Origin of the sequence: Enterococcus sp. S183_ASV_20 (assembly GCF_018919685.1) — a bacterium.
Taxonomy (GTDB): Bacteria; Bacillota; Bacilli; order Lactobacillales; family Enterococcaceae; genus Enterococcus; species Enterococcus faecalis.
Window position 1 is genome coordinate 65,693 of record NZ_JAHLRI010000009.1, and the last position, 19,414, is coordinate 85,106.

17 protein-coding genes are annotated in these 19,414 nt (G+C 35.4%); 16 read left to right on the forward strand and 1 reads right to left on the reverse strand.

Going from position 1 to position 19,414, the window contains the following annotated elements:
* Positions 1-8: 8 nt before the first annotated feature.
* From uidA to KQI94_RS05220, 6 genes are all read left to right on the forward strand, one after another.
* Positions 9-1,817, forward strand: a complete 1,809-nt coding sequence (gene uidA / locus KQI94_RS05195) for a beta-glucuronidase (protein ID WP_216454327.1) — start codon at positions 9-11, stop codon at positions 1,815-1,817.
* A 184-nt stretch (positions 1,818-2,001) separates the two neighbouring features.
* A complete protein-coding gene (locus tag KQI94_RS05200; RefSeq protein WP_010729346.1) occupies positions 2,002-2,403 on the forward strand; it encodes a sigma-70 family RNA polymerase sigma factor in 402 nt (133 codons plus the stop codon).
* Complete coding sequence (locus KQI94_RS16715; RefSeq protein ID WP_002353648.1) at positions 2,397-2,642, forward strand: helix-turn-helix domain-containing protein; 246 nt, start codon at positions 2,397-2,399, stop codon at positions 2,640-2,642. Before KQI94_RS05200 ends, KQI94_RS16715 begins: the two co-directional genes overlap by 7 nt.
* 353 nt (positions 2,643-2,995) lie before the next feature.
* Complete coding sequence (locus KQI94_RS05210; RefSeq protein ID WP_010729347.1) at positions 2,996-3,181, forward strand: DUF3173 domain-containing protein; 186 nt, start codon at positions 2,996-2,998, stop codon at positions 3,179-3,181.
* 4 nt (positions 3,182-3,185) lie between these two features.
* Positions 3,186-4,328 carry a site-specific integrase gene (locus tag KQI94_RS05215; protein ID WP_002353651.1) on the forward strand — a complete coding sequence of 381 codons (1,143 nt, stop codon included), beginning with the start codon at positions 3,186-3,188 and terminating at the stop codon, positions 4,326-4,328.
* A 386-nt stretch (positions 4,329-4,714) separates the two neighbouring features.
* Positions 4,715-5,548, forward strand: a complete 834-nt coding sequence (locus KQI94_RS05220) for a hypothetical protein (RefSeq protein ID WP_002369000.1) — start codon at positions 4,715-4,717, stop codon at positions 5,546-5,548.
* Positions 5,549-5,588: 40 nt separating this feature from the next.
* Here the strand turns inward: KQI94_RS05220 and KQI94_RS05225 are convergent, their stop codons facing one another.
* Positions 5,589-6,650: a LacI family DNA-binding transcriptional regulator gene (locus tag KQI94_RS05225; RefSeq protein WP_002369001.1), complete on the reverse strand. Its 1,062-nt coding sequence runs from the start codon at positions 6,648-6,650 to the stop codon at positions 5,589-5,591.
* A gap of 175 nt (positions 6,651-6,825) precedes the next feature.
* Between KQI94_RS05225 and KQI94_RS05230 the strand changes: the two genes are divergently transcribed.
* The 10 genes from KQI94_RS05230 to KQI94_RS05275 form a co-directional block, all read left to right on the forward strand.
* A complete protein-coding gene (locus KQI94_RS05230) occupies positions 6,826-7,212 on the forward strand; it encodes a hypothetical protein (RefSeq protein WP_002369002.1) in 387 nt (128 codons plus the stop codon).
* Positions 7,193-8,992 carry a DUF2264 domain-containing protein gene (locus KQI94_RS05235; RefSeq protein WP_002369003.1) on the forward strand — a complete coding sequence of 600 codons (1,800 nt, stop codon included), beginning with the start codon at positions 7,193-7,195 and terminating at the stop codon, positions 8,990-8,992. Before KQI94_RS05230 ends, KQI94_RS05235 begins: the two co-directional genes overlap by 20 nt.
* Before the next feature lie 15 nt (positions 8,993-9,007).
* Positions 9,008-10,150, forward strand: coding sequence for a glycoside hydrolase family 88 protein (locus tag KQI94_RS05240; RefSeq protein WP_002356837.1), 1,143 nt, complete (start codon positions 9,008-9,010; stop codon positions 10,148-10,150).
* 49 nt (positions 10,151-10,199) lie between these two features.
* Positions 10,200-11,477 (forward strand): sugar ABC transporter substrate-binding protein, encoded by a 1,278-nt coding sequence (locus KQI94_RS05245; protein WP_002356838.1) that lies wholly within the window; start codon positions 10,200-10,202, stop codon positions 11,475-11,477.
* A 150-nt stretch (positions 11,478-11,627) separates the two neighbouring features.
* Complete coding sequence (locus KQI94_RS05250) at positions 11,628-12,530, forward strand: sugar ABC transporter permease (protein ID WP_002356840.1); 903 nt, start codon at positions 11,628-11,630, stop codon at positions 12,528-12,530.
* Positions 12,503-13,420 (forward strand): carbohydrate ABC transporter permease, encoded by a 918-nt coding sequence (locus tag KQI94_RS05255; protein WP_002383582.1) that lies wholly within the window; start codon positions 12,503-12,505, stop codon positions 13,418-13,420. The genes KQI94_RS05250 and KQI94_RS05255 overlap by 28 nt, the downstream gene beginning before the upstream one ends.
* Positions 13,421-13,432: 12 nt before the next feature.
* On the forward strand, positions 13,433-14,104 hold the full coding sequence (locus KQI94_RS05260) for a hypothetical protein (RefSeq protein ID WP_002389950.1): 672 nt from the start codon (positions 13,433-13,435) through the stop codon (positions 14,102-14,104).
* A 100-nt stretch (positions 14,105-14,204) separates the two neighbouring features.
* Positions 14,205-15,173: a hypothetical protein gene (locus tag KQI94_RS05265; protein ID WP_002369004.1), complete on the forward strand. Its 969-nt coding sequence runs from the start codon at positions 14,205-14,207 to the stop codon at positions 15,171-15,173.
* A gap of 10 nt (positions 15,174-15,183) precedes the next feature.
* The gene (locus tag KQI94_RS05270; protein WP_002389948.1) at positions 15,184-18,963 is read left to right on the forward strand and encodes an Ig-like domain-containing protein; all 3,780 of its coding nucleotides are present in this window, start codon (positions 15,184-15,186) and stop codon (positions 18,961-18,963) included.
* A gap of 161 nt (positions 18,964-19,124) precedes the next feature.
* A partial coding sequence (locus tag KQI94_RS05275) for a hypothetical protein (RefSeq protein ID WP_216454328.1) occupies positions 19,125-19,414 on the forward strand: 290 nt, incomplete at its 3' end.

Genomic DNA, 19,414 nt, shown 5'->3' on the forward strand with positions numbered 1-19,414 from the left:
TGGTTTATATGTTGTATCCCATTATGACAGAGACGAGGCAAGTAATTGACTTAAGCGGTCTCTGGAGATTTAAATTAGATACAAATGATGACTTACAGGAAGAACTTGCTTTAGAACCAATAAATGAAAAAGAGAGTTATCCGATTTCAGTTCCCTCTTCTTATAATGATTTATTTGAAACAGAGAACATTAGAAATCATGTTGGATGGGTGTGGTATGAAAAAGAAGTGACTCTTCCTAAAAGATTATTAGAAGAAAGATTAGTTCTTCGTTTTGGATCTGCAACACATGAAGCAAAAGTTTTTTTGAATGGAAAGTTGATTACTCAACACAAAGGTGGGTTTACACCATTTGAGTCTGAAATTAATCGGTTTGTAAAAGACGGGAATAATCGAATTACAGTTGCTGTAAACAATATTATTGACGATAGTACTTTACCTATGGGGATTATGAAGGAAACAGTACAGGAAAATGGGGATATAAAAAAGGAAAACTTAGTTAATTTTGATTTCTTCAATTATGCAGGTATTCATAGACCTGTTAAGTTATATACAACTCCGAAAGACTATATAAGTGATATTACTATTAATACAAGAATAACTGATTTGGATGCAAGTGTAGAATTCAATATCGATACAGAATGGACCGGAAAAATCTTAATAGCGATATATGACGAAGAGGCTCAACTTGTAGCTGAAGCTGAAGGAAAGAAAGGAATGATTCAGCTTAAGAATCCAATTTTTTGGGAACCTCTAGATGCTTATTTATATAGTATGAAAATTAGTTTAATTGATGATAATAAAGTGATCGATACCTATACAGAAGAATTTGGTATTCGCAGTGTTCAGGTTACCAATGGCAAATTTTTGATTAATAATAAACCTTTTTATTTTAAAGGATTTGGTAAGCATGAGGATTCGTATGTTAATGGACGTGGTTTGAATGAGGCTGTAAATATTAAAGATTTTAATTTAATGAAATGGATAGGTGCTAATTCTTTTAGAACATCACATTATCCTTACTCAGAAGAAATTATGCGATTAGCAGATCGAGAAGGTATTGTAGTTATTGATGAAGTACCTGCAGTAGGGTTACATTTAAATTTCATGGCCACTTTATTAGATGATAATGTGGAAAAACATAATACGTGGAAAGAGATACGAACAGAAAATTCTCATAAAACGGTGATCAAGGAATTGATAGAACGCGACAAGAACCACCCAAGTGTTGTAATGTGGTCTATTGCAAATGAACCAGATTCGGATTCCGAAGGTGCTAAAGAATATTTTGAACCTTTAGTTGAATTAACTAAAGAACTTGATCCGCAGAAAAGACCTGTAACAATAGTTACTTATCTAAAATCAACGCCAGATATTTGTAAGGTAGGAGATATTGTCGATGTTTTATGTTTAAATCGTTATTATGGTTGGTATGTTTCGGGAGGGGATCTGGCACATGCAAAATATCTGTTGAAAAAAGAGCTAGATGGATGGAAAGAAAGATGTCCTGATACGCCAATAATGTTTACAGAATATGGAGCAGATACAGTAGCTGGATTTCATGATACAGTACCAACAATGTTTACAGAAGAGTATCAAGTGGCTTATTACGAAGCAAATCACGAAGTAATAGATACATGTGAAAATTTTGTTGGTGAACAAGTGTGGAATTTTGCAGATTTTGCAACGAGTCAAGGGATTTTAAGAGTGCAAGGAAATAAGAAAGGAATCTTTACTAGAGATAGAAAACCTAAAATGATTGCTCACTATCTACAGAAACGATGGTCATCAATACCCAATTTCAGTTATAAAAAATAATTTGGATTTTTTTAAGAATGTTCAAAAAACGATTAGCCTAGCCTAATCGTTTTTTTGTTTTTTATAGAAAGATTTTCTGTTTAAAGAATGATAAATATTTTTATGTTTTTTTCTAGTTTTTTCGAAAAAAAGGGGCTCTCTGATTGTTGTATTAGTGGAAAGGGGGAAAAAGGAGCATATTATCATGCAACAACATTACAATGACATATCTATACAACACCAATTTGATGCCTACTGTAAAAAAGTATTACGAAACGAAGCTAAGTCTATTCGAAAACGAAATGCTAACATAAAGGATAATGAGGAACCATTGGCAGATTCAAATGAAGGCAGGTATTCCCAAACTCATTTTGATGAACAAGATGTCTATTTCTTATTTGGAATGGAAATATTAATTTCAGATCAAAAGTTATCAGCAGCAATTGATCAGTTATCGGAGATAAGAAGAAAGATTATCCTACTTTATTATTTTGCAGGTTTTAATGATGCTGAAATCGGTAAAATTCTCAATATGAGCACAAGTGGTATCTGGTATCAACGAAAGAAGGCAGTTGAACAATTGAAAATGGGGTATGACCTATGGTAGATAAATCCAAAAAGCGGCAGTACCTATTAGTTCCACTATCCATTATCTTATCTGCTCTAGAAGGAGATCCAATTTCGATCAAGATGATACTCAAACATTATCATAGTTATATGGCTAAGTTATGTTTGACAAATGGATTTAACGAGGTAGGTCAATTCGTTACCTATGTAGATGAATATATGATAAGTCAGCTAGAAATTAAATTAATAGAAGCGATCTTAAAATTTAAAATTAACTAATTAAAAAAATCTCCTTTCCACTTTTTCTGTTTAAAAGAATCTTCTAATAGTTAAGGAATTAGTAGATTCTTTTAGGTAGAAAACCTATTGTTCATTGAAAATTAAATAGATTCTATCAGTACGTTAACACTTTAAGGAGCATATTTTAGTTGCGCCATGATTTCTTGCTGTAAAGAAGGAGCGATAAATATTCTAAAATAATTTTTATAGTCAATAAAAAGCGATGATTTAAAGTTGGGATAATGATACTTCCGTAAGGCTCGCCGTAAACTTGGGGAGAGGTGAAATTCCTATGTGCTTTTGACAAAAGCAGCTGATAGAAATAAATGAAAAAAAGTAAGGAAGGTGCTATAATGAAAACAGCTACTCGAAAAGATTTGATTAATCTAGGTTTTTCTCAGTACTATGCTAATAAAATCTTCAAGGAATGTAAAGAACTTTTAGTTGAGAAAGGATACTTTTTTTATCGTAATTCAAAAATAAAAAGAATTCCTATTTCAATTTTAGAAGAAGTTCTCCATATTTCTTGGGAGGAATAGTAAAATGAGGAAAATTGCGAATGTTTATAAAGACAGAAAAAGAGGCACTTGGTTTTTTTCTGCAACTTTAGGACAAGATCGCTTTGGAAAAAGAATTCAAGTGACCAGAAGAGGCTTCAAAACTCAAGGAGAAGCTAGAAGGGGACTCGAAGAGTTAAAACAAAGTTTTTCTGATTCACAAGGAATTTGTCTGCAAGGAATAACGTTTCATGATTTTTATCGAGAGTATTTTTTTCCTTGGTATAAGTTGGGAACTGTAGAAAAAACATATATGAAAACAGATCATATTTTACAACGTGCATTGGATTTTTTTGGAGAAATGCAGGTTGTAAAGATTCGACCAATTCATATACAGGAATTTCAACAGTTTTTATCGAAAATCCATGTTGTAAAAAAGGGCATTGAGCAACCATTATCACCAAATTATATTAAACAGATATTCAATAAGTTGAGAGTAGTTTTTAAAAGGGCAATTGTACTTGAAATTATTGAAGAAAATCCTGTAGATACTATAGGTAAAATAAAAACTCAGCGTCCTCAAGTAGAATTTTGGACAGTTGATGAATTTAAGAAAGTATATAATAGTGTTTATCACGGGGATTTTTATGAAGAATTTTATAAACGTTTGATGCGTTTTATTTTTGTTACAGGTGTAAGGAGTGAGGAGCTCTTAGCGTTACAATGGAAAGACTTTGACTTAATAAATGGCAGATGTAGCGTAAATAAGTCAATTTACATCCGTACAAGACAAGATTATGAATTTGCTGAAACAAAAAATACATCAAGTATTCGGATAATTTCGTTAGACAGACAAACCGTTGAAGATTTAAAAACATGGAAAAAAACTCAACAATCAATTGGGAAAAATATAGAATTGGTTTTTTCTTTTGATGGATTACCGCCATCTCCAAGAACTATTTTAAGCAGAATAAAAAAATTAGCTGAAATTGCAGGAGTAAAACCAATTCATATGCATGGATTAAGACACTCGCATGTTGCCTTTTTAATTGAACATAATAAAAATATCTATGCAATATCTAAGCGTCTAGGTCATGCCTCTATTAAAACTACTTTGGACAAATATGGACACTTATATCCAGAAACAAATCAAGCACTCGCAAATGAAATTACGAGGTTTGATATTTAACTTTCCATCTTTTTTGCTGTCACGCTGCTGTCACAGCCTATTTTTTTTTTTTTTTTATGTTGATATACCTTGGGTTATAAGCTAGCTGTCGGTATCGAAAATGGATGAAGATGATCAGAAAAAATCATAAATTTATTCTTTTTTAATTGAAAGTGAGCCGACCCCCAAAAAGTTAGACCTAGGAATCTAACTTTTGGGGGTCGGCTCAACTTATGTCTCACTTCCTAAATCTTAAGATAGTTAGTTGAACAAAAGAAGCCTTTTAAGAAGCCCCTTTTTATTTTTTTAATCTAAACATTTATTCTGTAACCATCTATTATTTTAGTAAAAAATAGATTAATTTACTAAAATAATATATAATAAAGGTAAAATTAGGAGGGAAGCATATGACGTGTATTTCATTATCGATTTTAAATCAAGAACAAGAAGTTAGAAAAGCTAAGATAGATGATTCAGATTCTTTGAAAGAGTTAACTATTACAGGAAAAGATTTTGTTTGTTTAGCTGCTCGGGATTGTCAATTACAAGACGGCGATGTGATTCAAGTTTGTTTAGATACGCCCAATACTTATTTAATGGTGAAGTTAGATGCTACGCTTGATAGCAGTTTAATTTATGTTCCAGAACAAAAATGGACGTTTCCAATCATAAAAAATGAAAACGCTATCGAAGCGCGAGCAGCGTATCGTTTTGAAACCAAGAAACCTTATATAAGTGTGCGTATTGCCACTAAAGAAGAAATTAAGAGTTATCGTAATTGGGCGTTAAATCCGCATGATTTACAACATTTTACTGGTGCATATCCTCATGCATCTGCCAACGTGGAAACGCGAAATGATGCCACTTTTTTTGCTTGCAATGCGATTGACGGTACCTTCGCTAATCTTTATCATGGGCCGTATCCTTATCAATCATGGGGGATTAATCAGCAATTAGATGCCGCATTAAAAATTGAATTTGGGCGTGAAGTCTTGTTGGATAAAGTGATCTTAACATTACGAGCGGACTTTCCTCATGATAATTATTGGCAACAAGTGACTTTAAAATTTTCCGACGGTACACATGAGGTCTTTAAAACTGTTAAGACTGAGCAACGCCAGAGCTTTACCTTTGCGAAACGGGCAGCGGAGTGGGTGATACTAACAGAGTTAATTCAAGCAGATGAACCATCACCATTTCCAGCATTAACACAAATTGAATTATTTGGTCAAAACAAATAAAAAATAAGGACGGTTCCTTTATAGGAGCGGTCCTTATTTTTTATTTCTGGCGTGGGCTAGTTGTTGATTGGCGGACAACCAATTCTGTGTTTAACAGGACTCTACGAGGAATGCTAGGCATTTGAATTCGTTTGTGCAATAAATTAATGCCTGTCTCGCCCATTTCTTCAGTAAAGGCATGGACAGAGGATAGCGGTGGTGAGACATATTGAGAAATAGAGATATCATTGATCCCCATGACACTAATTTCTTCAGGAACCTTTATACCGTGTGCGGCTAACGTATGTATCACACCGATTGCAAAGGCGTCATTATAAGCAAGAATCGCAGTAGGTAAATCATTTCCCCATTTCTCTAACGCTTCTTCTGTCAATTGTTCCCCCGTTTTGACATCCAACATGCCATTTTCTTTTAAGATAAAATAATCTTCGTTAAACAAGTGATAATGCTGCATAATGTCAAGATAAGCATTGGTTGTCGGCGTTTTATAGCGACGGAAACCATACATGTTTTCGCTTTCTTCGGCACCAATAAAGGCAATTTTTTCGTGGCCCAATTCCAAAAGATGGGTTAAGGCAATCTCGGTTGCTTGATAAAAATCAGTATTTACAGAATCAAATTCTTCCAGGGGAAAATTACTGCCAATTACACAAAGATTGGGATGTAGTTGCTGCAACTCTTGTAACGTCTTTTGAGTGAATTTACCAATTGCCAAAATGCCATCAATCCCTTGAAGGTTATGTTGTTCCAATTGAGAAACTTTTAGAATATTGTAACCTAACTCTTCGGCCCGTTTTTCAGCGCCTAAACGAATCGACATATAGTAAATATCCGTTAGTTCTTCGTCATCTGAACGCCACTGAACGACGGCAATCGAAGGCTCTTGCGGAGCTGTTTGTGCGGAAAGGTTAGGTGTCAGTTGCTCCTGCTGTTTGTTTTTATTTTTAGTTTTATATTTCGTATAATTCAGGGTTTCTGCTGCTTCAAAAATTTTTCGCTTGGTTTCCTCTGTAACGGATAAGTTTGGATCATAGTTCAGAACTCGCGATACAGTTGAAATTGAAACATTCGCGACTTTTGCGATATCTGTGATAGTTGCCATTCTAAATGCCTCCTTCTCAAGTACTATTATAGCATATAGTATATTTCTTTTTAGTAAAAAAAAGCAAGAAAAAGCTTTTTTTACTTTTTTTTAGCAAAAACTATTGATTTTTTGACTAAAAAAATATACTATAAAGTCAAAGAAAGCGCTTTAATTCGATGGAGAAGGTGGTTTAGTGAAAATATTTTCACTTTTTTTACTAATTTTACTTGCTTTAACAGGTTGTAAATCCGGTGAAAAAGAATTTGATGAAGAATCTCTTCAAAATCTAAAGGAAACGGCACAGTCTTATTCAGAAACAGAATTACAAAATGGTGACGTTCGTTTAAATGAATATATTTCTTTGAAAGGGGAGATTGTTGAGAGCGACAGTCGTTCCAGTTTAATAAAAAAAGGTGATCGTTTTATTTTGAAAAGTGGTTCTAGTAAATATCAAGTTTTTAATGAGCAAAAGAAAAAATTGAAAATTGGTGACGAAGTGACAGTTTACGGAGAATATTACGGCTTTTTGAAAGGGACATTAATTGAAAGTGAGGAGAATCATGATTCAGCCACGAATTAGACAGAATACTTTTGAAACATACGAAGAAGTTGCAGAAGGATTTGAAGATTTATTAGCGCCACTGGAATTGTTTTTTGATCGAGAATATCAAGGTCATCTGGATTTAGGGACACACGGGACAGTTTATTCTAAAGGAACACGTGATGCGGAGGCATTTTTACGACCATTATGGGGACTAGGTCCTTATGTAACGCAAAATGAAAGTGAGTATTTGAATGACTTTCTAACGGGAATTATCGAAGGCACCGATCCTGAGAGTTCATCTTATTGGGGAAAAACAAAAGATTATGATCAATTGATTGTTGAGATGGCAGCATTAAGTACATTTCTTTTGTTAAACAAAGAAAAAACGTGGGACCAGCTAACAAAAGAACAGCAAAATAATTTACACAGTTGGCTGATACAAGCCAATGAAAACATTATTCCGCCAAATAATTGGCATTTCTTTAGAGTGTTGCTGAATTTAGCGATGAAACATTGTGAAATGCCGTATTCAAATGAACAGATCGCTGTTGATTTGGCTGTAATTGATCGTTTTTATGTCGGTAATGGTTGGTATTATGACGGAGTCGAGACACAAGTTGATTATTATGTTTCTTTCGCTATTCATTATTATAGTTTATTGTATTGTCGTTTTGCCCCGGAAGATACCGCAAGAGTGGCTATTATGAAGGAACGAGCAACTTTGTTCGCGCAAGAGTTTAAATATTGGTTTACTCAGCCAGGAGAAGCGATTCCCTTTGGACGTAGCTTAACGTATCGTTTTGCTCAAGTGTCATTTTTTAGTGCCTTAGTTTTTGCAGATGTTGAAGCATTGCCGTGGGGTGAGATCAAAGGTCTAATCAGCCGACATCTTCATCAATGGATGAACAAAGATATTTTTACAACAGATGGATTATTGTCGGTAGGTTATGATTATCAAAATATGGTCTTTGCTGAAGGCTATAATGGTCCTGGTTCACCTTATTGGGCCTTTAAAACATTTATTTTGTTAGCGGTTCCAAAAGATCATCCTTATTGGCAAGCAGAAACACAGCCTATTAGTTTTCCAGAAAAACACTTACCTTCACCAGAAAGTCGGAACTATTATCAAGTAAATGATGCAGGAACACATGGTTTAATGTTTCCAGCGGGACAATTTATTAATTATCAAGCTCATGCGCATGATAAATATAGTAAATTTGTTTATTCTTCCCATTTTGGTTTCAGTACTATAAAGAGTGATTATTGGTATTACGAAGGTGCTTATGATAATTGCTTGGCTTTAGCTGAAGACGACCATTATTTCCGCACGAAAGGATTAGATGATCAGTACGAAATTCTTGATGATCGTATCATTCATCAATGGCATCCTTGGTCCGATGTAGCAATCAAAACGACAATTGTACCATTAGAAGGCCAACATTTACGGATCCACGAAATTGAGACACAACGTGCATTAGTGGCTTATGAAGGTGGCTTCTCAATCCCGCTCTTCGATGAAAAGGTCACTTGCGTTTCTGATCAAATGGCTGAGGTAAAAAATAAAAAAGGTGTGTCAAAAGTAGAAAATATCAACGGCTTTTCTGAAGCTGCGATTATTCGAACAGAACCGAATACAAATTTACTTTATCCGTTAACGGAGTTGCCATATTTGAAAGCAAACTTGTCGAAAGGGAAACATCTTTTAATTTCATTGGTGACAGGCGTACTACCGAATGAACAAATTGAGCCAGTTAAAGTTAGGTTAAAAGAAAATCAGCTTTTAATTGAAGAAAAAGTTGTAATTTTGGGGAATTAGGGGGAGAAATACACAATGACAGAAAATGGACAGATTGAGTGGTTGCCGAAGCAAATCAGTTTTGCTTTAAACAAAGTTCGAGGAAATTTAGAGACATTTAAAGAATTAGTTCCACCCGCGGCAAGTTTAAATCAAATTTATTATCCTGAAGAAAATATTGACTGGACGGCCAGCTTTTGGCCAGGAATGTTATTTTTAGCAAAGGAATTAACAAATTCAACAGAGTTCGATGAAGTGATTACCACACAGATGGCTTCTTTTCAACATCGCTTGGATGAACAAATTGAGCTGGAAACACATGATATAGGCTTTTTGTATATTTTAACAGCAATTGCCGATTATCAAGTCAATGGTCATGAGGCCTCAAAAGAAATGGCCTTGCAAGCTGCGGACTTATTAATGAAACGTTATTCACCAAAAGCCAAGATTATTCAAGCTTGGGGGAATTTAGACGATCCAGAGCAACGAGGCAGAATGATTATTGATTGTTTAATGAACTTACCATTATTATACTTTGCAGCAAAAATGACTGGCAAGCAAGAGTATTATGAAGCTGCCTACAATCATGCGAAACAAACACAAAAATATATTGTGCGAGAAAATCACACCACGTTCCATACGTATTATTTTGATACGGAAACAGGCGAAGCTTTATACGGTAAGACGCAGCAAGGATACTCAGATGATTCTTGTTGGGCTCGCGGCCAAGCCTGGGGAATTTACGGCTTTACGTTAAGTTATTTATATACAGGAGATAGTAGTTTTCTGGAAACAGCCAAAAATGTTGCTGATTACTTTATTCAAGAATTACCAGAGGACAAAATCTGTTACTGGGATTTAATTTTCAATGAAGGGAGTGAAGAAGAACGTGATAGCTCATCTGCTGCAATTGCTGCATGTGGCTTACTAGAATTATCTCGTCAGCTTCCATTAAATGATGAAAAACATGGCTATTATGAAAAGGTTGCGCTAGAACTATTACAAGCATTAGCGGAAAAGTATACAACGGTTTTACGACCAGAGTCGAACGGCCTATTGCTTCATGGTGTCTATGATAAAAAAACAAATACAGGAGTCGATGAATGCATGATTTGGGGCGACTACTTTTATTTGGAAGCGTTAACTCGTTTAGCGAAAAGCTGGTATTCTTTTTGGTAATTCATGGAGGAAAACTCCTAAAAAATAATAAATAGCGGAGGTAGTACAAATGAAATTTTGGAAAAAAGGCTTAACAGCGGCAGCGTTGTTAGCGGTGGCGGCAGTAACTTTAACAGCATGTGGTGGTTCAAGTGAAAAGAAAGCAACTGAAAAGAGTGAAGATGGCAAAACAAAATTAACAGTAACTACTTGGAATTATGACACGACCCCAGAATTTGAGAAATTATTCAGAGCTTTTGAAGCGGAAAATCCTGATATCACTATTGAACCGGTGGACATTGCTTCAGATGATTATGACACAAAAGTAACAACGATGCTTTCATCAGGAGATACGACGGATATTTTAACCATGAAAAACTTACTTTCATATTCTAATTACGCGCTACGCAATCAATTGGTGGATTTAACCGATCACGTTAAAGATTTAGATATCGCACCTGCCAAAGCAAGTTACGAGATGTATGAAATCGATGGTAAAACCTATGCTCAGCCTTACCGTACAGATTTCTGGGTATTGTATTACAATAAAAAAATGTTTGATGAAGCCGGAATTGCCTATCCCGATAACTTAACTTGGGATGAATATGAAGCGTTAGCGAAAAAATTATCTAAACCAGAAGAACAAGTATATGGTGCCTATCAACATACTTGGCGCTCAACGGTTCAAGCAATTGCCGCTGCTCAAAACAATGCCAATTTAATTGAACCGAAATACAATTATATGGAAACTTACTATGATCGCGCATTGAGAATGCAAAAAGATCAATCACAAATGGATTTTGGAACAGCAAAATCAACAAAAGTAACGTATCAATCACAATTTGAAAATTCAAAAGCGGCGATGATGTACATGGGTAGCTGGTACATGGGGACTTTATTAACCAACATTGATGATGGCAAAACAAATGTCGAATGGGGGATTGCCGAAATACCACAACAAGAAAAAGGCAAAGCAACTACCTTTGGCTCACCGACAAGTTTTGCAATTAATAAAAACAGTAAAAAACAAAAAGCTGCTCAAAAATTCTTAGACTTTGCTTCAGGTAAAGAAGGTGCAAAACTTTTAGCAGAAGTAGGGGTGGTTCCTTCTTATAAAACAGATGAAATTGACAAAATCTACTTTGCAAGAAAAGGAATGCCTTCAGATGAAGTCTCACAAAAAGCCTTTAACCCAGATACAATTAATTTAGAATTCCCATCTGATAAAAACGGTGCCGCAATTGATAAAGTATTACAAGAAGAACATGATTTAATTATGGTCGGCGACGAAAAACCAAAAGATGGTATTGCTAACATGGAAAAACGTGTCAAAGCAGAGATAGACTAACTATTATTTCCTGCAAAAACACAAAAGATTGATGAAAAAAATAAGCTGAAATGAGTAACCTACAATGAATTTCAGCTTATTTTTTTAAATAAAGAATGTAGCTTGAGTTTGGAAGGAGGGCCTGTTAAGTTCACTTAACAGAATACAATTATGGAAATTACTTCAAAAACAAAAACAGCAAATAAATTGAGACGAAAAAATACGTGGACTGCGTTATCTTTTATCGCACCAAACTTTATTGGCTTTTTCCTCTTCACTTTAATCCCGGTTATCTGTTCACTGATTTTAGCTTTTATGAGTTGGGATTCTTTTTCAACTCCTGAATTTGTCGGAATGAAAAATTTCACCAAAATGATTCATGATGATACGTTTTGGATTTCGTTAAAACAAACGTTTATCTATACGATTGGTGTTGTTCCGTTAACATTGATTTGCTCATTAGGACTAGCGATTTTGTTGAATCGTAAAATTAGAGGGATGAAATTTTTTAGAACGGCTTTTTTCTTTCCTTATGTAACGTCATTAGTTGCGATTGCGGTCGTTTGGAATATGCTATTTCATCCAACGATGGGACCAATTAATCAATTTTTGAAATTATTTATTGAAAATCCTCCTGGCTGGACATCTAGTTCTACTTGGGCTTTACCAGCAATTATCATCGTTAGTGTGTGGCGCTTTATGGGGTATTATATGATTTTGTATTTAGCTGGTTTACAAAGTGTGCCAAGAGAATTATATGAAGCAGCGTCAATGGATGGCGCGGGTAAATGGAATCAATTTTTAAATGTTACCTTACCTTCACTACGACCAACGACCTTTTTCGTGACTATCATGCTTGTAATTAACTGTTTCAAAGTGTTTGACTTAGTTCAAGTTATGACTGGTGGTGGACCAGGACGTGCAACGAATGTGTTAGTTTACGAAATTTACAATGAAGCCTTTGTCAAATTTAATTTTGGTTATGCATCAGCCATTGCGATGGTCTTATTCATCATCGTTCTAGCGATTACTGTGGCCCAATTTAAATGGAATCAACATCAAGAGAAAGTTTAGGAGGAGAAAAGATGGAAGCAACTTTTTCAAAAAAAGAAAATACTCGAAAAGCAAAAACGAAAAAAGCAGAAAAAGTCACACCTGGTGGGATCCTTGTAATCATTCTCTTAACTTTACTTGCGTTAATTACTTTGGTGCCTTTCATTTGGATGGTTTCAGCATCATTTAAAACAAACAATGAAGTTTTCACCATTCCAATTCAATGGATTCCTAAAAGTTGGCATCCAGAAAACTATTCCGTTATTTGGGAACGCATTCCGTTGTTAACTTTCTTTAAAAATACATTATTTTTAAGTATTGTGATTACGATTATTCAACTATTTACTTCAAGTTTTGCAGCATATGGCTTTTCAAAAATGAATTTTAGAGGAAGAGATACACTTTTTATTACGTACATCGCAACAATTGCTATTCCTTGGCAATCGTATATGATTCCACAATTTATTATGATGCGTCAATTAGGTTTGACTGACACGTTATGGTCACTTGTTTTATTACAAGCATTTAATGCATTTGGGGTTTTTTTACTGAAACAATATTACAGCAGTATTCCAGATTCACTATGTGAAAGCGCGCGGATTGATGGGTTAAGTGAGTGGGGAATTTATTGGAAAATTATTTTACCATTAACTAAACCAGCTTTAGCTAGTCTCACGATTATTACTTTTGTGAATACATGGAATGACTATATGGGACCTTTCATTTATTTATCTTCTACTGAGAATAAAACAATTCAGTTAGGTTTGAAAATGTTCGTCGGTTTATTTGATGCTGAATATGCCTTAATCATGGCCGCATCAGTGGTTTCTATTTTACCAGTAGGGATTGTCTTTTTAGCAATGCAAAAATACTTTGTTGAAGGTATTGCTACATCTGGAATGAAGAATTAGGAGGAAGTTTGAATGTTTACTAAGCAAACCTTTGATAATAATATCTATATGAAAATTTTTCGCTGGCTTTACATTTTATTTATCGGTAATCTAGGGCTTCTCTTAGTGAACATTCCTTTTTTCATAGCGGTGATTAGCTTAGACATTGATCCACGAAACCTCCCACTTTTTGTAGTAACGTTGCTGCCGATGGGGGCAGGGATGATTGCACTTTTAGGTTTAATCGATACTTTTAAAGAAGAAAAGGAGCTGGATCCGTTTAAAACTTTTTTCCAAAAGTTTCGTCAGTTTGGGTTAAGAGGCTTTCTTATCAGCTTGCTTGGCTTAGGAAGTAGCATCATCAGTGTGACAGATATATTCTTTTTTGCCAAAACAACGATTGGTAAATGGTTTATTCCATTGATGGTCCTTCTGCTAATTTTTGGGTTAGCTATTATGCTGAATGCTTGGTATTTTCAAGTACGAAACCCGCAAGCTTCTTTTAAAGATGTGTTTCGGATTTCAATTTACTATGGACTGCGGAAATGGTATGTCAGCTGTCTAAATGTTTTTTTACTATTCTCAATGTTTGCAATGATGTTTTTGAAGCCACAGTTTGGGTTTGTTGTAACCCCTGTCCTGTTCCTAGGGATTATTTATTTAAATACTGGGAAATTGCATGAAAAGCAAAAAAAGAATAAATAATTTTTACATAATAAGTAATCTCGATTTTCAGGAAAATGAATGAAGGTGGGATTGCTTATTTTGTTCTTGCCTTGTTTATTAAAGTGGAGGGAGCGAACGAATGAAGAAAAAAATAATTATTTTAAGTAGCTTTTTGATAGGTGCTATTTTTGTGCTCGTTATTTTTACTACCAGCCAGCAAAGTATGATTAATAACGAAGCAATCCAAGTCGAAGAATTAATTGTTTATGGCGATAAAAATATGAATCGTGTAGCGAAGCAATTCTCTGATCAGAATAATTTAACTTCGTTTGGGAAAAATTTCTGGCGCAAAACGTATAACGGAAAATCACCCACTCAGGAACTACTGAAGGTTGCAACGGAGGATTTAGTACAACATAAAATGATTAAACAGCTGGCAACGGAGTTAGAAATAGCCCACTCACAAACATTTGGGCAAGAAAAAAAAGAATGGCAAGACCAAAAGAGCAGTTTAACGCTCTGGCAATTTTTAGATGCAAAAGATCAACAATTACAGGACCAAATAAAAGAGAAATTAATGGAGAAAGAAAAGCCAACGCAAAAAGAATTGCGGCAGGCCTTTGAGCAATTGGATGATAAATATAAAAAGACCGATTACTTTGTTGAAGCAATTGAAATTCCAAATTTTTCAGGTAAGCAAGCAGAATTAGAAAAAATAGCCGAAGCAATCTCTCCGAATCTATCTTATGAGGAGACGTTATTGGAGTGGCAAAATAAATTACCTAATCTTGTTATTGAATCGTATCAATTGAAGAGTGCAGAAATCCAAAAAGAGGATATTTATTCGTTGTCTGTTGGGGAGATTCTTAGTGAAAAAGCTGTTGGTACCGTGGTGAAAGGATACCACGAAAACCAATACTTTTATATTTTTAATAAGGAAGGAGGGCAACTTTTACAGTTTGAAGAAGCACCACAATTTGGCAAAAATGCCTATATCAACACATGCTACAAAGAGAAATTAGCTACGTATCAACAAGCAACAAAAGTAGACTTGTTGGAGAAAGACAGAGAAAAGTTTTTTCAAAATTATCAAAATAAAAACAGTTAAGGAGCAGAAAATGAGAAAAAAAGCGTATTTTAAAAGTGTAACCATCTTCCTTTCTATTTTGCTTGTTTTTTCCCAGCTTCAATTATTTAGTCTTCCTGCTTATGGGGAAACAGTGAGTGATCAACCGTTACTTTTTCGTTCAGTAGGTGTCGCTCAAAGTGGGACGACCTACTATGTGGATGGGGAAGGAGGAAATAATGCCAATGATGGGCAGTCTCCAGCCAGTGCTTGGCGTGATTTTGAAAAAGTGAATCAGACGGAGTTTCAGCCAGGCGACCATCTTTTGCTGAATGCGCAAAGTACCTGGAATAACCAATTGTTACATCCAAAAGGGAATGGGACAGCGGCACAAAAGATTGTCATTGATTTTTATGATACGAATGACAAAGGAGAAACCATTTTTGAAACCACACGGCGTCCGATTATTAACGGTGGTGGCACCTACAGCACAGGGACTTTCAAACGTGCAATCTCAGGGGCCGTGCAGTTAGTGAACCAAGAATATTGGGATATTTCAAACTTAGAAGTGACAAATACACCAGAGCTAGATAATCTCGAAGGCTATAAGAAACCAGGAGATGCTCAAAGAGCGGGGATATTAGTCCTAGGATATGAACAAAATCGAACGTTCAATAGTGTCACGATAAGGAATAACTATGTTCATGATGTTCAAACAGAATATTATTTGAATCTAAGTGGGAATACTGCAACCAAACGATTAAAAGCGGTAGGTGGAATTATTGTTTTAGGAAGTTGGTTTGATGAGAATGGCAATGTAGTAACGGCAGCTAATGATCATCGAACAACGACTGGATTTAATGATATTTTGATTGAAAATAATGTGATTCAACGAGTGGGACTTGAAGGAATTCGAACAAAAGCTGATTCAGATACCTCAAGAGGCAACACTTTCTACAAAACGTTTTCTAATATTACGATTCGTAATAACTATTTAGAAGATATTGCTGGCGACGGGATTGTCTTGTCAGAAGCCAAAAGTGGCGGTGTCGTCGAAGGAAATGTTGCTGTCCGAATGTGCAATGCCGATTATGGTACACAAAATTACGCGGGCGTTTGGGCAATGTCTGTAGATGACGGACTGTTCCAATATAACGAAGTATACGGAATCAAATATGGATTTAACGATGCCGAAGCTTATGATGTGGACATGCAGTCAAACAATGTTATTTATCAATATAACTATTCACATCATAATACTGGCGGCTTTTTATTGCTTATGTCTGATCAAAAAAATTCGGTTATTCGGTACAATATCTCAGCTAATGACGGCGGTGGTAACCGAGGAACAGGTAAAGACAATCCAGGCGGAGCTGGTGGCTACAATTATAAAGAACAAAGCATTTTCCATTATTGGGTGAAAAATGATGGAGCGGCAATGCCAACTATCCACAATAATACGATTTATGTTGGCGACGGCATTTCAACATCATTATTTGGTGAAGGAAATAGTTCTGACAACAGTGGTACAGTAGCCAATTTTTACAATAATATTTTATACAAAGAAGGTACCGGACAATTAAAATTCTTATCTAATTATCCAACAAATGGGACACAACCAATTGAACGTAAAATGGTCGATAATCCAGAAAAATATTTCAAAAATAATGTTATTTGGCCAAAAGAAATTGCTACAGAAAAAAGTGGTGCAACTGTTGAAAAATTAGTATCAAGTGGAAACATTTTTGAAAAACCACAATTAGAAATCACAGATAACCCTGAAAAAGTGAAAGAGTTGGCAGAGCAAGAATTTACGACATTGAAACCAACAAAAGATAATGTGGTTGAATTTACTTCCAAAGAACGCTTACGTCAGCGAGCACAAATGTTCCAATTAAAAGAAACCTCTCCAGCGATTGGTAAAGGCTTGTCGGAAGTGAACAGTGCGGCCGAAGACTTCTTTGGAAATAGCTTGAAAAATAAAGTTTTAGATATTGGTGCGCAACAAGCATCCACAATTGAAAAAAGTATTCGTTATCAAAATCAAGTGTTAGAAATTAGTTCGGCAACAGGTGTGTATCCTAATTTGCCAGAGCAAGTTGAATTAACGTACGAAGAAGTCGTTAATGAAGAAGTGGTTGCGACAGGCAAAAAAGAATTTAAGTTACAATGGGAAGCAATCCCTCAAGAAAAAATTAATACAGCAGGCACAGTTGAAGTTGCAGCAACAGTTATCGGCTTACCGATAGATGCTGTCAAAGTAACAGCCAAGGTCTCTTTTGAGGGTGAACTTGGTGAAGGAAAAGACACCGTTAAACTAAAAACAGCTCAAACTGCCTATGTTCAAAAGAGTGATGGTAACCGAGCATACTCTGCTATAGCAGGCGGTACTGCTGCCATTAGTTCAGGAGACGCCTATAAATATCCTTATGGAGTAAACTATACGGGCAATTACGCATTAAAATTAAAAAATGCTAGTTCTGCGGGGTATAATCGCCGGATTTACGTTGAAATTGATACACAAGAATTGAAGAACTATCAATCACTAAAAAGTGCCAATTTAGAACTAAATGTGATGCGTTATGATGCGTGGAATGGTGCTGGAAATACAAATGATGAACGTTTGAAAAATACGCAGTTCCAAGTAGATGTTTATGGAACAGATACTAATTGGATGAGTAACACCATTACTTGGAATAATGGTCCAAATAATTTAAATGTACCAAATGAAGAATTTATTGCTCGACAATCTTTTACAAATAGTTCAATTATGAATAATCAAAATACAATCTCTATTGATATTAGTAACTATCTACGGAAGCTAATTCAAAGTGGTGAGAAAATTCCAGCCAAGTTAAGTTTCTTATTAGCGATTACAGACAGTCGTTTGCCTGGTTATGATTCTGATAATGCTGGGTTTGATGCTTTTTCAAAAGAAGGCGCACAAAAGGCCTATCAAGACTTTTTAGCAGGCAAATTGACCTTGCCAACTGGTCAACAGCTAACAGAGGATAGTTTAGCTCCTAAAATTGTTTTATCGAATGTTTTCGAAGTCAAACATGAGTCGATTGAGGTCACGACAGAAGCGGGTCAAGCCCCTAATCTACCAGAAAAAACAACTATTTTTTATTCGGATGGTTCACAACGAGAAGTGACTGTCAATTGGTCAGAAGTTCCAGCATCTTCTTATCAAAAAGAAGGAACATTCACTGTTGTAGGACGAGCAGCAGGTGTTTCACTGCCAATTATTGCCAATGTAAAAGTCACCGCTAAACATATTGTTGGATTCAAGGAATTGCCTACGCTGGATCGACTAACAGGCACCTCGCGAGGCGAACTGAATTTGCCAACTGAAGTAATTGCAAAATTAGATGATGGTAGCGAAACGAAATTGAAGGTTATTTCTTGGGATGACGATGTTAGTAATTATTCGCCAAGTAGCCCGCCAGGTACTTACCAGTTCCCTGCTGCAGTAGAAGAAAAAATAGGAATTGCGAATCCTGATGAACGAAAAATCTTCCAAGTCGTGCAAACTCATGCGATTCCTGAAAGAATTCAATTTGCTGCAGAAACAGCCACTATAAAATCAGGCGAAAATTATCAAATTCAATCTAAAGTGATTGGTCAAGCGCCGCACACAGAAACGGATGCTTGGAGCTCGCAAGTAACGTATGAGTTGGTTACACCAGATGCTGGCAATACAGTAAGTGTAGATGAAAACGGTCTGATTAGGACAGAAGCAACGACTGCTGCAGGAAATTATCAAATCAAAGTAACAAGCAAAGTCTTGCCGATAGTAACTGCACAATTTTCAATTAAAGTCACAAAATAAATAAACTGTTTGAAGAGACTGGAACAAGAATTGCTGTAGCTTGCAATCTTTCTAGTCTCTTCGATTATCTAGAATCAATAAATATTCTATTGCCTACTATTCATTCTTTTTAAAACAAGGTAAAATAATAAATGAAAGTAAACGATAAAGGTGTGTAGACAATGAATACTATCTTAACAGGTGATCGTCCAACTGGTAAATTGCACCTAGGACATTACGTAGGTTCCTTAAAAAAACGAGTAGAAATGCAAGCAGACCCTACAAATCAATTATTTGTCATGATTGCAGATTTACAAGCATTGACAGATAATGCAAAAAATCCCGAAAAAGTTTCAGCCAATGTTTTAGAAGTTGCTTTGGACTATTTAGCAGTTGGTTTAGACCCTACGAAAACAACAATTTTTATCCAATCGCAAATTCCACAGTTAGCTGAATTAACAATGTACTATCT

Excerpts from the sequence above, each read along its gene's own strand:
- uidA (WP_216454327.1), top strand. The coding sequence starts at position 9 with ATGTTGTATCCCATTATGACAGAGACGAGGCAAGTAATTGACTTAAGC.
- KQI94_RS05200 (WP_010729346.1), top strand. The coding sequence starts at position 2,002 with ATGCAACAACATTACAATGACATATCTATACAACACCAATTTGATGCC.
- KQI94_RS16715 (WP_002353648.1), top strand. The coding sequence starts at position 2,397 with ATGGTAGATAAATCCAAAAAGCGGCAGTACCTATTAGTTCCACTATCC.
- KQI94_RS05210 (WP_010729347.1), top strand. The coding sequence starts at position 2,996 with ATGAAAACAGCTACTCGAAAAGATTTGATTAATCTAGGTTTTTCTCAG.
- KQI94_RS05215 (WP_002353651.1), top strand. The coding sequence starts at position 3,186 with ATGAGGAAAATTGCGAATGTTTATAAAGACAGAAAAAGAGGCACTTGG.
- KQI94_RS05220 (WP_002369000.1), top strand. The coding sequence starts at position 4,715 with ATGACGTGTATTTCATTATCGATTTTAAATCAAGAACAAGAAGTTAGA.
- KQI94_RS05225 (WP_002369001.1), bottom strand. The coding sequence starts at position 6,650 with ATGGCAACTATCACAGATATCGCAAAAGTCGCGAATGTTTCAATTTCA.
- KQI94_RS05235 (WP_002369003.1), top strand. The coding sequence starts at position 7,193 with ATGATTCAGCCACGAATTAGACAGAATACTTTTGAAACATACGAAGAA.
- KQI94_RS05240 (WP_002356837.1), top strand. The coding sequence starts at position 9,008 with ATGACAGAAAATGGACAGATTGAGTGGTTGCCGAAGCAAATCAGTTTT.
- KQI94_RS05245 (WP_002356838.1), top strand. The coding sequence starts at position 10,200 with ATGAAATTTTGGAAAAAAGGCTTAACAGCGGCAGCGTTGTTAGCGGTG.
- KQI94_RS05250 (WP_002356840.1), top strand. The coding sequence starts at position 11,628 with ATGGAAATTACTTCAAAAACAAAAACAGCAAATAAATTGAGACGAAAA.
- KQI94_RS05255 (WP_002383582.1), top strand. The coding sequence starts at position 12,503 with ATGGAATCAACATCAAGAGAAAGTTTAGGAGGAGAAAAGATGGAAGCA.
- KQI94_RS05260 (WP_002389950.1), top strand. The coding sequence starts at position 13,433 with ATGTTTACTAAGCAAACCTTTGATAATAATATCTATATGAAAATTTTT.
- KQI94_RS05265 (WP_002369004.1), top strand. The coding sequence starts at position 14,205 with ATGAAGAAAAAAATAATTATTTTAAGTAGCTTTTTGATAGGTGCTATT.
- KQI94_RS05270 (WP_002389948.1), top strand. The coding sequence starts at position 15,184 with ATGAGAAAAAAAGCGTATTTTAAAAGTGTAACCATCTTCCTTTCTATT.